Origin of the sequence: Clostridium sp. MCC344, from assembly GCF_018785365.1 — a bacterium.
Lineage (GTDB): Bacteria > Bacillota > Clostridia > Lachnospirales > Lachnospiraceae > Pilosibacter.
In genome coordinates, this window is sequence record NZ_WQPQ01000020.1 from 16670 (window position 1) to 29816 (window position 13147).

The following is a 13147-nucleotide window of genomic DNA, read 5'->3' on the forward strand; positions in this document are numbered from 1 at the left end:
AATTTCATATTGATCATGGCGGAATAGCTCAGTTGGCTAGAGCACACGGTTCATACCCGTGGTGTCGAGAGTTCAAATCTCCCTTCCGCTACTATGGCGGAATAGCTCAGTTGGCTAGAGCACACGGTTCATACCCGTGGTGTCGAGAGTTCAAATCTCCCTTCCGCTACTTTCCCAAGGGTCATAAATGCCTATAACTACGGCGTTATGGCTCTTTTATTTTTTCGAACCTACGTTTGCTTTTGTTTACATTTTTGCATTTTTGTTTACTCATTATTTGGTATTATATCTTACTGTTATATAATCTCGTTTTGATATAACTTTTAAGACGATTTTGTTTACACTTTCTTTGTTTACACTTTTTAAAATATAAACATGAGAGCCATTTTTTACCTCAAAATGACCAAATAACCGGCTGTAATAAAGAGTCCTCAAAAATGTTTACACTTTTTTTGTTTACACTTTTGGATCTACAAAGCCATCTTAGTATTTGCTGCTGATTCCAAAGCATTTTCCTTTACTTTCTTGACACTTGTATCAAAGCAGTAACTGCGAAGAGTGGTTTTCTCGCTGCTATGTCCAGCCTGTTCTCTTACCGTGTCAATGTTAATTTTTTTCTCAATAAGAGTAGAAATAAACGTCTTACGAATCTTGTGATTACTCTTGTTGTTTACATTGGCGTACTTACACAGACTTTCGAGGTACTTTGTGAGTGTCCTGCTTGTTCCTCGTTTCTTTGATCTGCTTGCGATAAACATGAATCCATCATCTTGATAACCGTTTTTTAGACTTATTTTACGGATATCGGAGATTAGCTCCTTTGCGATGTGATTAAGATAAACTTGCCGGGATCCAGATTTTGATTTCAAATATGGCACAATTTTATATCCATCAGGAACAACATTGCCATCTTCTTCAACCCGGAATGTTGTAGTTTCCATTCGCTGGATATTTAAATAGTCACCATCGATGTCTTCCCATTTTAAAGCAACGAGTTCTCCTATACGTAGTCCCAGTTGGAAATTCAAAAGAACAAACAGGGGAGTAATGCACCATGGTCTCATCTGAAATTTTTCCTTTGCCGCCTTTGCGATAAGTTCCTGCTCGTCTTCAAGAAACACTTGGGTTTCACTTTCTGGCTTTTTCTCATAACGAAACATTTTCTCCGATACTTTAACCCTGCCAAAAGGATTCGAAGAAATATATCCACGCTCAACAGAATAATCCATGATTTGCATCATTAAGCTGGAAATCAACCAGTAGGCTTTAGGAGTTAGATCATTATTTTTCACAATGGTGTTTGCCCATTCATTTAGATACAGATAGCTTAATTGGCTCACAGGAAGCCCAGAAACGGGTTTTTCTGCGAACCAAGTATTCCACACTGACTTGTATCGCTTAATGGTCGAGGAGGCCTTTGTGAGCTTGCTACGGTACATGATCCAATCTGGATATACATCGGTAAGCGTCAAATCGTGCTTAATCTCCGGTTCATCCTGCTCTTTATAAAACGCAATAACCGCATCTTCGAGAGCCTTTTTTGTTGTTTTTGCCACCAGACGCCGCCCATTCTTCTTAGTTTTGTCCGGAAGAGTTGTACGCCACCTCCCATCAGTTCCTTGAGAAATACTATACTTGTGTTTACTTAAAATATCTGCGCGTTGTTTATTTTCCATATCTTCTCGCACATCATCCAACTTGATTATACCTTGGGCGATAGCGAATTGCAATAATTCTTGATCATTCATACTTATTTGCAAAATCCTCATATTATATTATAAAAATCCAATTTTTAGTTGCTAAGAAAAAAATAGGGACAGAAGAGTAGTGGTTATCCACAAGACTCAACTGTCCCTATTACGTTTTGTTATATCTTTCCATTGACTCCAAACATTTGTTCTGCTAAAATTAAATCACAATCATGAGAGAGGGGGAATCACGATGGAATATCAGACGATCAAAGCTATCGCCAGTTTCAATGAGCACGGCGAAGTTCAACCGCTTTATTTTAAACTCCGCCATCACGACGTTGATATTACACTCAAGGTGTTGTATTCCAAAGAAGTAGAACGAGATGAATTCTATATATCACCAGGCAAAACGTATAAGACCATCTGTGAACATAATGGTCGCAAGCACGAACTAACTGTTATGTATGATGCCAAAAGCACTATCTGGAAGCTGAATGTAACACAACTTATTGGTATCTGACATTCAGATCAGGTCTCCATCTCTGAGCATCTGCTGATAGATCTCGGAAATAAATTTCATACTTTCTTCGGTTTGCCCATTTTCCATGTCATTATCCTTTAAGATTTTTTCATAATCTTCATAGGTTCTGAATATCTCATTAAAGGCCTCTTTATTTTGCTTTTGCTTGTTTGATAATGTAGCACAGAAGTCTAAAATGTTTTTTCGCTTTGTTTCTATCGTATTCTTCAATAGCATTTTCTGAATGCACGATAGGGTGGTCCTAATCTCAAACAAATCTTGTTTCATTTCCTCCTGGTGCATTTCGAGATTTTGCTGATTCTTATCCAGTTTTTGCTGATTTTTCTCCAGCCCATCCCTGATCCGAATAGATTGCTGGTGATATTCTTCTTGTTTTTCAAATAGTTTCTTGGTTTTTTCTTTCTGTTCTCGTTCTTTTCGTAAGGACTTAGGCTCGTAACCAATAAAATCGCAAAGAGCTTTCCATGCTTGCCCCCATTTCGGTAGCAATACAACAATCAAAAGAAATACAATGATTCCGCTTTTCCAATCAAAATTCATATTTATAAGTTGTTCAGTTTCGCCAATCATTACATACACACCAATCCCTTCTATAAGCTTCCAGAAGCCGATGTAGAGCATTTTAATTGTCTACACAGATTTTTCCTCAATATACCTTCTATACACGATTTACGCCACTATATTACAGCCAAATTCATAATTATGAATTTATTTTTGCGGTAGTATACCGTATGTGAGGCATTATAGAAACCGACCCGCTACCCACTAAATAACAATTCATTTTTGCAACATATGTAATACCAGCGCTTGTCTTTGTGCCATAATCTAAAACAGGATTGCTACAAAGTATTAAACTACCATCTTCTGACGGTGTGGTTCCCGCTGACACAATTCCAATAAGATATTCTCCTGTTGGAATATCAATGTTTATAGTCGCAATTTTCTTAGGATTAGAGGTTGTCAAAAGCAACATAGATGGAACTAAAGCTGTTTTCGTTGTTATTTCGATAGAATTTTTTACCAATGCATCTACATAATCTTTTGTGGCATAACCGTTTCCATCAAAAACAGTATATACTTTTCCCATATTACACCTCCTACATCTTGCAAATCTTCACAGACAGATTAATCGCAGGAGCAGAGACTGCATTAAGTTTCAATGTCGATCCCGAAGATTCTCCGCCAACAATATATTTAAAGTTGCTATTGTACTCGCTGGCCATCGTAGCAGTCTCCGTGCCGTTAAGTGTGCTACCGACATAATAATTATTTAAACCAGAAATCCTGGTATCCATAATTGTTTGCACATACCGCCCAGAAGCCTCTTCATATTTCCAATTAGCGGCCGCAAGTATTACGATAAAATCCGGATCTTCCAAAGCATAAATAGAATCTGGTTCTCCACCATCGAGGTCAATATTATATTCTGTATTATCTGGTTCACCTCCATCAAAATCAACCAGTTTTCCAAAGTTATTAAGTTTTGCAATAATAGCCTCAATGTCTTTTACTGAATTAGATGACATAAATCCATCTTTTTGCTCTGTTGCCACAGTATGTAAATGGTCTTTTAAAGCAAATTTTTCCACACATTGCGCTAAAAACGTTTTCAACCTTTGAAGGCTGACAACTACAATTTCTTTTTTCATCCTTACCTCCAAAGAAGATGAGCGGTAGAGATATTACACCCTACCGCCATTATGAAATTATTCTGTGAACATCGCAGCAATCTGCTCGTCAGTAGCTTCTACATAAGTAACACCCTCGATTGTGTCGAGTCTGCCCTTAATAGCTGTGATATCAGATGTGTTCGTCTCGATATTAGTCTTGTTTGTAGTAACCTGACCTTTCTCAAGAGCACCTACGGCAGCCGCAGCATCAGTACCGGCCTTCTTAGCAGCAACGATTGCATTTGCAGTAGCACCACCTTCAGCCAGAGATGTCTTAACATCAGAAACATCGGTTTTAAGTGTAGCAATGTCAGCCTCCTGAAGTGCAGTGTCAGCCTTGTCAAGAGAAGTCTGAACCTCTTTGGAAAGCTTTGCTTTTGTAACGTTGCCATCAGCAATCTTCGCAGTCACAACTGCAGCATCGGCTAACTCAGTAGCTGTTACAGAACCAGCAACGATTGTAGCAGAAATTTCTCTTGTAGCAGAATCGATTGCAATCTGTACCTGTGTTGCACTTGCCTTAGCAGTATAAATATCGATAAGAGTGCCGACATTTACATATACCTTATCCTCTGTGGCATTGGCTAATGTAAGAACAAGGTATGTACCTGCTGGCTGACCTTTCGGATCCTTCTCGACAGCACCAGACTTAACAACCATATCCTTTGGAATATCAATTGTAGCTACGATCTTTTCACCCTGTTTGATTGTGTAAGACTTAGCCATACCAGCAGTAGTAGTTGTTGTGTCAACTGTTACTTCGCCGGCCGTCTGAGCATTGCCTACTGCTGACTTGACTTCCTCAAGAGCCTCTACGATGTTGCCTTTATTGGTTGTTGTGAGATCATCAAGAGTACCAATCTTTGCATCTAAAGCATCACTGGCATCTTTAATCTGCTTTTTAACAGAGCCGTCTACAGTAACAGCACCATCAAGTTTGTCAAGAACTTTTTTGTTTGATGTAATCTGCTCCTGAAGAGCGTCTTTTGCTGTTTTAACTGCATTAGCCACAGAACCTTCTGCGTCTTCTGCTCCATTTAACTTTGCAATAGCATCGGTATTAACCTTAATTTCGCTTTCAAGCTCAGTCTTAGCCGTACCAATCTCCTTAGTTACATCGGCAGATTTTGCAAGATCAGCGAGCTTAACGCCACCGTCGGCAACCGTACCGTCTGCGTTTGCAATTACTACATCGCCAGCAGTAGCATTCTGAATTTTAGAGATGAGACCGCTAATATCTGTCTCTGGAAGATCGATTGTAAATGCCGGTGTTGTGTCTGCAACTGGTTTTTCTACTGTATAAAACTTTAATGTGAAGCCGTCGATGCTAACTGCTTTGAAAGTCTTTGCAACTGCATCAGATACTTTACCAGTAATAAACGGTTTAATAAGGCTGTCATATTTCTGCAGTCTTTCAAGGGTGATAATTGTGTAAGATTTTGTTGCCATAATGCATTTCCTCCTTAAGGATAAATAAAAAATTAATAGGTTTGTATATTAAAAAAACGATGCCATAAGCATCGTCATTTAATCGGCTATGAACATTCCATCAATCGCAGAATCCTGAGCTTCAGTAAGTTTTTCATCAAGCTTTTTATCGATGGCGTCATTTAGTTTTGCATCCAAATATTCAGTTACCGTAGATTCGATATATTCTTTTGCTTCCACCTTGGTTAAAATATCCAAAGCTTGCAACTTTTGATCTACTGAACTGTTGGTTGCGTAATTGTTTTCTTTAAGATAATCTGCTGTGATTATTTCATTTTCCTTGACGGCAGATCCATCAGACAAATAAGAAATAATTTTTCTTGCAGATATATCTCTTACAAGGGTTTCGGTCTCAGATTTATCGACCAAAAAGATATGATTTGCAGAACATGAGAAAACTGTATCAACAGAGTCAAAAATTTTATACTGTCCTGTAATGGAATAAATTCCAACATCAAGATTACCGACCGTTACCGGTTCAGATAATGTTCCAGACAAATTTATGATCGGTCTGTTTCCTAATGTGTTATAATCGATTTCTTGATTGGCATCCATTAGCAATTCAACGTCATATTGATCATCGACCAGATTTACAATATAAGCACGGTATTTTTCACCAGACCGAATTGCTACAATCTGTCCTTCATATGTATCACTGGCGGCATTTAAATATGTTATTGCAGCAGCAATTCCATTAAATCTGTAAATCCTTGAATGTACAGAAACAGGAGTTAAATCTTCTGTTAATATATAACATTCGTGCGTATCTTTTGTATAAATAATGTCATAAGCATCGAGTTTATTTTCATCAATACGTGCCTGAATATCATCATAATTTAAATAACCCCATTTGGCTCTGTTTTTCGTTTTATCAGCAGCCATTATTAGCCCTCCTTTCTGAAGAATTTTATGTTATCTTTTACAGAATAACCTTAATTAAACCATCCTCAGTATCATCGGCAATAGCGTCTCCAAGAGTATTAATTGAAATCTTATCTCCAATTGCTTTTCCGTTTGCTGTTAGATATAATTCAGATGTTTCAGAATCGAGATTAATATTGTCTGCCTTAGTTGTGTCATAAGCTTCTGCAAGCTTATCTAATGCCTGAAATCTTGCGTCAAGCTCTGCGATTTTTTCATTAATCGGATTAATCACGTCGTCAGAAACAAAAGCAAAATAATCGGACATAGGTGCAATAGTTACAATTGATTCAGAAGATTCAAGATAGTAAAAAATTTTTTCTTCAATATTAACTTTTTGAACCGCGAGTTTTAACTTAACATCTCCTGCAAATCGCGTAAAATTTGTATCAATTGGGAGAATATAGCTCATATAATCATCACGACCTTCGATGTCCTCACTTTGAGTTAAAGTCTCACGACATGATTCGTTTCCTGGGTTAAGATACTGGAGTTCGATTTTTGCACCAGTTAAATCAATATTTTCATACGTTTTTGGAATAAGAAACTGAAAATTATCCACCAGCTTTTCTCGCTGATGAATCGTACAACGGTTGGTGGCTCTTAATTCCTTCTTGTCTGTTAAGTAGAATGTATACATGCGAACTTCCTTTCTAAGGATAATAATTACAAAACTATACTTTATAATATTAAATAAAAACAAAATGATACAAAGTATAATTAATATAAACTTAATAATATTAAAGAAAATTGGGCGCTGAAGTCACGGTTTAATTCTATTTAAGTCCAAACAGATGTCGCCATCTGCTGTGACATAGTTTTTACTTCCTATCTTTTGAATCCATTGCCGTGTTTCAAGAGTTTTAAAATGACCAGTACCATTCTGATTTGTCCATAACCATTGCGGAGTAGACCACAGAGCAATTTTGGGGCTAATCGCTTTATAAACATCTTCACCAACACCGGCTTGTCCATGATGTGCCATCTGTACAATATCAGAAGATAATAAATAAGGCGGAGTTTCGGATAAAAGCTTTTCTCCACCTTCATATCCAAGATCTCCAAGGTATAATATTGATGTGTCGTTAATAAATATTTTATAGACGATACTGGAATTGTTCACTGGATTTTGAGAGAATGTATATCTATCATTTAATACATAAATTTTTGCCGATCCTACGTGATAGATATCATTTTTTCTTGTCTCGTGTGTATTATATTGCTGCAAAGTATTTTTTAATAATTTTACAAAATTGGCTATATCTGGAGAATTTGCGGCGTACCAGTCGTCCGTTGCGAAGGAGTAATAAATTGTTCCTATCCCGACGCCATATCCGCCTTGTAAGACCCGATATAAGGCTCCTGAGTGGTCAGGATCAGGGTGTGTGATGAACCATGCATCTATTCTATTTCCGTATTTTTTCACCGTTGAAATTAGCCTTTCAGCGTCATAAGTCCAGCCACCGTCTATAACAATAATTTTATTTTCTGGTGTTACAATAACAGAAGAGAGCATTTGTGTTTCACCTTCAGATGCCAACATATACAACACAGAATCAGATAATTTTTGTTGAGAAGAAGTGGACATACACGGAATGATAAACACAAGAAGACATGATATAAGAAAAGATAAAAATAAATTTTTGTAATTCATAAAATTCTATGTTAGAATAACAATTTGAGTAACAAAGCTGACAAGACGTCCTTGTCAAGCTATGCACTAAAGGATGATTTGTTTGCAAACGGCTGGACAAGAGATCCCAATACGTGTAAGTTGCCGTTTTCACTCGTAAATGGATGGGACTCTAAAACCACCAATATCCCAGATGCCGCAAAGAACAGATACTCAATACTACTTACAATATGGGTTTATAGAGTAAGTATAGGGAATTTGACATCCACGCGTATGCAAGTACTAATTGTAGAGCAAGGCGGAGGAACTTTTGCTCGAGTATACGACAACTCTGTATGGTTAGACTGGACATAATTATGACCAATTTGAGAACTTACCGCCTTCATACGTTCTCGTATGCACAGTACCCTTACCTGTTATAAGAGCCTGAAATCTAGTTTTTGTTAAATCACCGATATCCACAGGATAGGTCCAGGTGGTTTGCAAGCTATTCCAAGTGTTTCTTGCGTCATCCGGAACATTTAAAATATCAGGACTCCATCCGTTTACAATAGAAAACAACGACTTACACGTATTCGGATCAACTATCCAGTTATTTACAAATAAATTACTCAAATTGTTACTCGTTATTCGACAAGTCTATAGTTATTCAGGTCTGGTGATTTTGTGTCCCATTTCGATTGATAAATTCCATTTTCATCAATCCAATAATACAATTCCGAAGTTGGATCTTTTGATCTTATATAAGCACCAGTAGCCATTTTTCCATCTGCATCAAAATAATAATATTGTTCCTTATAAAACAACCATCTGCTTTCGTACATATAGCAGTCAGCACCAAAGTAATACCACGCATTTTCATACTGATACCAGTCATTAGAAATGGCAACTCCTGATCCGTTGAACCATGCCCATTTCCCAGTAGCATCTTTATACCAATCGTTTTTAATATCCACGCCGTTATCGAAATAATAATGCCAACCATCAGACTCTTTTGTCCAACCAGATTTTACTGCCGGTTCAGTTGTTGCAGAAATTGCATTTTTGAAGTCATTCCAAGAATATTTACCTTGGTTATAGACGAAAGGATTTGGACAAATTTTTCCTGTTACGTCGTAGTGACGGATCACATGATCAGCAGAAATATTGTATTTTTTCATTAAGGATTTTGTAAGTTCTATTGCTGCTTTTACGGTCGCATCTTCAAAGTACCAATCACGAGATGTTGCAGATTTATTTCCTATGTTGTGAACACACAATTCTATACCGATGGAATTTTTATTGCGACACTCAGGGTGGACATATTTCTTTGCTCCGCAATGCCAAGCAATATCTTTATCTTCGACTGACTGCCAAATAGAACCGTCAAAATCAACATAATAATGAGCGCTTGCACCACGTTTAGCCTGAGCATAATATTTGCAGTTTTGTTCTGCACTTCCGGTTCCACCGACATAATGAATTACAATATATTTGACTCTGGAAGTAGCTCCAGAATTATAGTTATAAGGTGTCAATAGTTTATGTACATTAGAAAGAATATCGTTCAAAATATCACTTCCTTTTTAATAAAATTTATAGTGTGGCTTTTCTTCGTGAAAGAAAATATATCTGATGTAATCGTCGAATATTATGGCGATAGCACAGAGCGGAATCCACAAAATTGCGTATGGCAAACACACCTGACCTAAAATATTAAATGGGAGAGAAGAGTAATCCCATATATTCCAACCCAGTATAATATTTACAACACATCCCGTAATAAATTCTGCACAAAGAACAAAGGCTTCAACTCTTCCAATTTGTTTCCAAAACGGATAATCCCAAACAATATATTCATTTTGCAGACCAGCGTATAAAAAGCATAGTCCACCAAGAATATACATAGACCAATGCGAATATCCTCGCCAAAGAATCTCGATAGAATAGTAGAGTGTTCCTCCAATCAGATATAATATTAGTTCTTTCAGGAAGAATGACGTATATTTATTCATAGATCACCTCCTGATGATTAGAGGTATAAAAAACTATTTGTAACAATTTGAGTAAGAGATTATTAATTGGAAACGATATCGCATCCGCTGATCTCTTAAATGATAACCCTGCTGAACGATTTGGCACGTTATCTATGCGTTTTAGTGACGGAACAATAAATCAATTATTACTCTTAAAGGACACGGCGGTTGTTACCATTTTAAGAAATAATGTATGGACAGAGCAATATCGCTTTGCGACAACGTCAATGTTGTCCGATTATGTTCCTAAGTCAGATCTCGTTGTTTCCTCTTCTGATATACAGTCAAAACAAAACATTACTGACAGCTCAAACATTAAATTTTATAAATACGGAAAGATTGTCGTTGCGCATATTTCAATAACAACAACATCGAATTTATCTGGATACGATACGCTAAAAGTGGGAGTTGCCCCGAATGGATTCAAACCATTGTATGAATGCAGATGCGTCGTTCTTATGCAGCAAAGCCTTGAGTCGAGAATTGTTTCATTCACAACATATGGCGATATCAATTTATGGAACTGGTCATCGGATAGTTCCAACACAACTCCATCCGGTAGCCCATTAAATGGTTTCGCGGTGTATTGTGTCGCTTAATATTATATTTTCTTCCATGCCATAGGAGAACCTTCTAATACATACAGACCAGAATTTGATATTGCAAAGACAACCCAGTTACATGCGAACCAAATAATTGTACCATTTGATATAGTAATTTCAGACTGTCTCCAATCGATGAATCCAATATAACAGGCAGTATTTGTTTTTGATAAATCATAAAGCTCTTCCAGTGTTTTATTAAAAATTCCATAATATGATACTTTATAGCCGTTTAATTGAGTAATACTTTGCTGAACATTACTCAAATTGTTACCGCACATGAACGAAAACAAAAATCGACATTGTATATCAATACAAACATCTGAATATTATGCGGAGATTTCTCCCCGCATAACAATAATTACTGCATCGCAGCTACGATCTTATTAAAATCAGCCTGTCTCTTTTCTGATAGATTAGATCCCCATACAATAGCAGAAACTGCAGCTTTATCTTCAGCATCTTTAATCATTCCATGATAAGCATTGCACTTAGTTGTCAGTACAAATTTATTGGCAATCTGTGCCTTGATAATCTTCTTCATATCGTCAGAGGAATAAATAGTGCAGTCTCCATTGTCTGGATGATATGGGACAGTTGTGTAACCATCATGTTCGATTTCCTGACGCATTTCTACATAATTGATCTGATCCTCTGCCTTGTAGGAGAAATGATATGTCTTTCCGTCTGATAACTCAACATCAACACCGGCTTCGATAGCTTCCTTACAAGCTACGTTTACCTGCTTTTTCTGCCAAGCTTTTAACTCGTCAAGTGAACATTCCTCAACGTCAATTGTTGGATTGATTTTCTCATCAAGCTCTTTTACAAGGCGATCTGTCGGATTTTCATATCCAAGAATAACTTCTACAACATCAATTTCCTCTGTAACAGTTGTTGGAACCTCAACTTCGATTTCTTCGCCATTCTCATTCTGACTCTTAACAATCTTAGTAGAATCCTTTTCGATGGAAATAGTCTTAGAAGCTGCCTTGACCAGAACTTTTGTATAATGATTGTATGTTACAACATGAACACCTTCATCAGTCGTCTTTACAATCTCATCGAGGTCATCCTTTGTGGCAGAACCAAAATAATTTTTAACAGCATCAATACCATATTTTTCTGCTAAAAACCGAAGCGTGAGAGTGCCTTCTGCCGTATTTTCAACGCTGTCATAAATCTTAAACACCTTTTCTTTTAAAGTAATATTCATAAAAGTTTATCTCCTTTATAAAATATGTATTATGCCAAATACTGAGCATGAGCATTACTAAGAGCATTGCTGCCCAACTTGGCATAAATTTTCGTGGTTTCAATCTGAGCGTGTCCCAACATCTGAGATACCTCATAAATCTTTGCGCCATGAGCGAGTAAATCTGTTGCAAAAGTATGGCGCAGTAAATGTGGGAATAATGGACGACCAATACCTGATCGTTTTCCAAGATCCCTAATAACTGCTTCAACAGCAGCTTTACTGCATCGATTGTGTGGTTTATTATTCCACACAAACAATGCTGGATTATCATCATCTCTTGAAGTCATATATTTCTGGATAGCATAAATCGCCTTTGCATTTAAGAATACATAGCGTTCCTTATTACCTTTACCAACAACCACAAGAGACCGTTTCTGAAAATCAATATCTGAAATGTTAATCTGTACAAGTTCGGATACACGACAGCCAGTTGAATACAACATCTCGAATAATGCATGTTCCCTTGGTGTCTCACATGTATTTCTTACCTTCTCCAATTCCATATCTGTAAGTGGATGCCTTACTTTCGCTGCATATTTAACTGGATCGACAGTACGAGTAGGATTCCAGGCCATCTTCCCTGTGTTATGCATGAACGCATAAAACGAAGACAAGATCAGCCTCTTATTTTCCAATGTTCTGTCACTTACTTTATTTTTTGTTTTTACCCAGTCTAAATAAATCAAGATGTCTATATCCTTAACCTGATCTAAAGGTCTCCGTGCAGCATCTGCCCAATCTGAAAATTCTCTTAATAATCCTTCATACGCTTCAATCGTTCGTGGTCTACACCCTTTAATTCTTTTCCGTGCCATAAATTCCCGGACAAACATACTCTGCGATGAACCAACCAACATTGGTAGAGTTTCTTCCTTTTCAATTCGAACACCCTGTAATGCTTTTGCCACCGCAAGGTCAATCATATGTAATTCCTCAATCGTGAACGTATCTCCAAGTTCCACCATCACTCTGTTTCTAATCTCCGTTGTCATCATAATTAATTCCTCCATATATCATTTGATATGGATTTATTCTCTTGTTAAATTGGAAAAATATGGAAAACACAACATAAAGTAGAAGAGCTACAGAGCAATGGTAGAACTGAAGACAGGTATTACTCTGAAATTTCCGAGTAACAATTTGAGTAATTTGTTTATTTTAAAAGATTATCCGTTCGATAGTATTATGTATGTGGACAACACTGTTCATGGATTTTATTCCTGTGGACCAAACTTAAAAAACCTACCAGTTAGCACATATGGAATGGCGTTAGTATGTCAGAATCAGCCAGGCAAGTGGATTTTTATAATATTTATTCCGACTTCAGC

At 37.0% G+C, this 13147-nt stretch carries 15 protein-coding genes and 2 tRNA genes; 4 read left to right on the forward strand and 13 right to left on the reverse strand.

What is annotated here, in order from left to right; all coding sequences use genetic code 11:
* Positions 1–17 precede the first annotated feature (17 nt).
* Positions 18–91: transfer RNA gene (locus GPK90_RS04505), tRNA-Met, on the forward strand.
* Between the two features lie 4 nt (positions 92–95).
* Positions 96–169 (forward strand) — tRNA-Met (locus GPK90_RS04510).
* Positions 170–470: 301 nt separating this feature from the next.
* Here the strand turns inward: GPK90_RS04510 and GPK90_RS04515 are convergent.
* The gene (locus tag GPK90_RS04515) at positions 471–1748 is read right to left on the reverse strand and encodes a site-specific integrase (protein ID WP_215702257.1); all 1278 of its coding nucleotides are present in this window, start codon (positions 1746–1748) and stop codon (positions 471–473) included.
* 193 nt (positions 1749–1941) lie between these two features.
* On the opposite strand from GPK90_RS04515, the gene GPK90_RS04520 reads away from it, so the two are divergent.
* Positions 1942–2211, forward strand: a complete 270-nt coding sequence (locus tag GPK90_RS04520) for a hypothetical protein (protein WP_215702258.1) — start codon at positions 1942–1944, stop codon at positions 2209–2211.
* A gap of 3 nt (positions 2212–2214) precedes the next feature.
* Here the strand turns inward: GPK90_RS04520 and GPK90_RS04525 are convergent, their stop codons facing one another.
* The 9 genes from GPK90_RS04525 to GPK90_RS04565 all read right to left on the reverse strand — a co-directional run bounded on the left by GPK90_RS04525 (position 2215) and on the right by GPK90_RS04565 (position 9938).
* The gene (locus GPK90_RS04525) at positions 2215–2811 is read right to left on the reverse strand and encodes a hypothetical protein (RefSeq protein WP_215702259.1); all 597 of its coding nucleotides are present in this window, start codon (positions 2809–2811) and stop codon (positions 2215–2217) included.
* Positions 2812–2932: 121 nt separating this feature from the next.
* Complete coding sequence (locus tag GPK90_RS04530; protein ID WP_215702260.1) at positions 2933–3319, reverse strand: hypothetical protein; 387 nt, start codon at positions 3317–3319, stop codon at positions 2933–2935.
* Positions 3320–3329: 10 nt separating this feature from the next.
* Positions 3330–3881: a hypothetical protein gene (locus GPK90_RS04535; protein WP_215702261.1), complete on the reverse strand. Its 552-nt coding sequence runs from the start codon at positions 3879–3881 to the stop codon at positions 3330–3332.
* Between the two features lie 57 nt (positions 3882–3938).
* Positions 3939–5351: a hypothetical protein gene (locus tag GPK90_RS04540; RefSeq protein WP_215702262.1), complete on the reverse strand. Its 1413-nt coding sequence runs from the start codon at positions 5349–5351 to the stop codon at positions 3939–3941.
* 78 nt (positions 5352–5429) lie between these two features.
* Entirely contained in the window at positions 5430–6272 is an 843-nt protein-coding gene (locus GPK90_RS04545) for a hypothetical protein (protein WP_215702263.1), read from the reverse strand.
* A gap of 37 nt (positions 6273–6309) precedes the next feature.
* Positions 6310–6951, reverse strand: coding sequence for a hypothetical protein (locus GPK90_RS04550; RefSeq protein ID WP_215702264.1), 642 nt, complete (start codon positions 6949–6951; stop codon positions 6310–6312).
* A gap of 123 nt (positions 6952–7074) precedes the next feature.
* Positions 7075–7965, reverse strand: a complete 891-nt coding sequence (locus GPK90_RS04555; protein WP_215702265.1) for a ComEC/Rec2 family competence protein — start codon at positions 7963–7965, stop codon at positions 7075–7077.
* A gap of 605 nt (positions 7966–8570) precedes the next feature.
* Positions 8571–9494, reverse strand: a complete 924-nt coding sequence (locus GPK90_RS04560) for a peptidoglycan recognition protein family protein (RefSeq protein WP_215702266.1) — start codon at positions 9492–9494, stop codon at positions 8571–8573.
* A gap of 15 nt (positions 9495–9509) precedes the next feature.
* Positions 9510–9938: a putative ABC transporter permease gene (locus tag GPK90_RS04565; protein ID WP_215702267.1), complete on the reverse strand. Its 429-nt coding sequence runs from the start codon at positions 9936–9938 to the stop codon at positions 9510–9512.
* 47 nt (positions 9939–9985) lie between these two features.
* Between GPK90_RS04565 and GPK90_RS04570 the strand changes: the two genes are divergently transcribed.
* Positions 9986–10558: a hypothetical protein gene (locus tag GPK90_RS04570; RefSeq protein ID WP_215702268.1), complete on the forward strand. Its 573-nt coding sequence runs from the start codon at positions 9986–9988 to the stop codon at positions 10556–10558.
* 2 nt (positions 10559–10560) lie between these two features.
* On the opposite strand, the gene GPK90_RS04575 is transcribed toward GPK90_RS04570, so the two are convergent.
* From GPK90_RS04575 to xerA, 3 genes are all read right to left on the reverse strand, one after another.
* Positions 10561–10827: a hypothetical protein gene (locus GPK90_RS04575; protein ID WP_215702269.1), complete on the reverse strand. Its 267-nt coding sequence runs from the start codon at positions 10825–10827 to the stop codon at positions 10561–10563.
* Positions 10828–10922: 95 nt separating this feature from the next.
* Positions 10923–11777, reverse strand: coding sequence for a DUF3849 domain-containing protein (locus GPK90_RS04580; RefSeq protein WP_215702270.1), 855 nt, complete (start codon positions 11775–11777; stop codon positions 10923–10925).
* A 29-nt stretch (positions 11778–11806) separates the two neighbouring features.
* Positions 11807–12814, reverse strand: a complete 1008-nt coding sequence (xerA, locus tag GPK90_RS04585) for a site-specific tyrosine recombinase/integron integrase (protein ID WP_215702271.1) — start codon at positions 12812–12814, stop codon at positions 11807–11809.
* Positions 12815–13147: the final 333 nt, after the last annotated feature.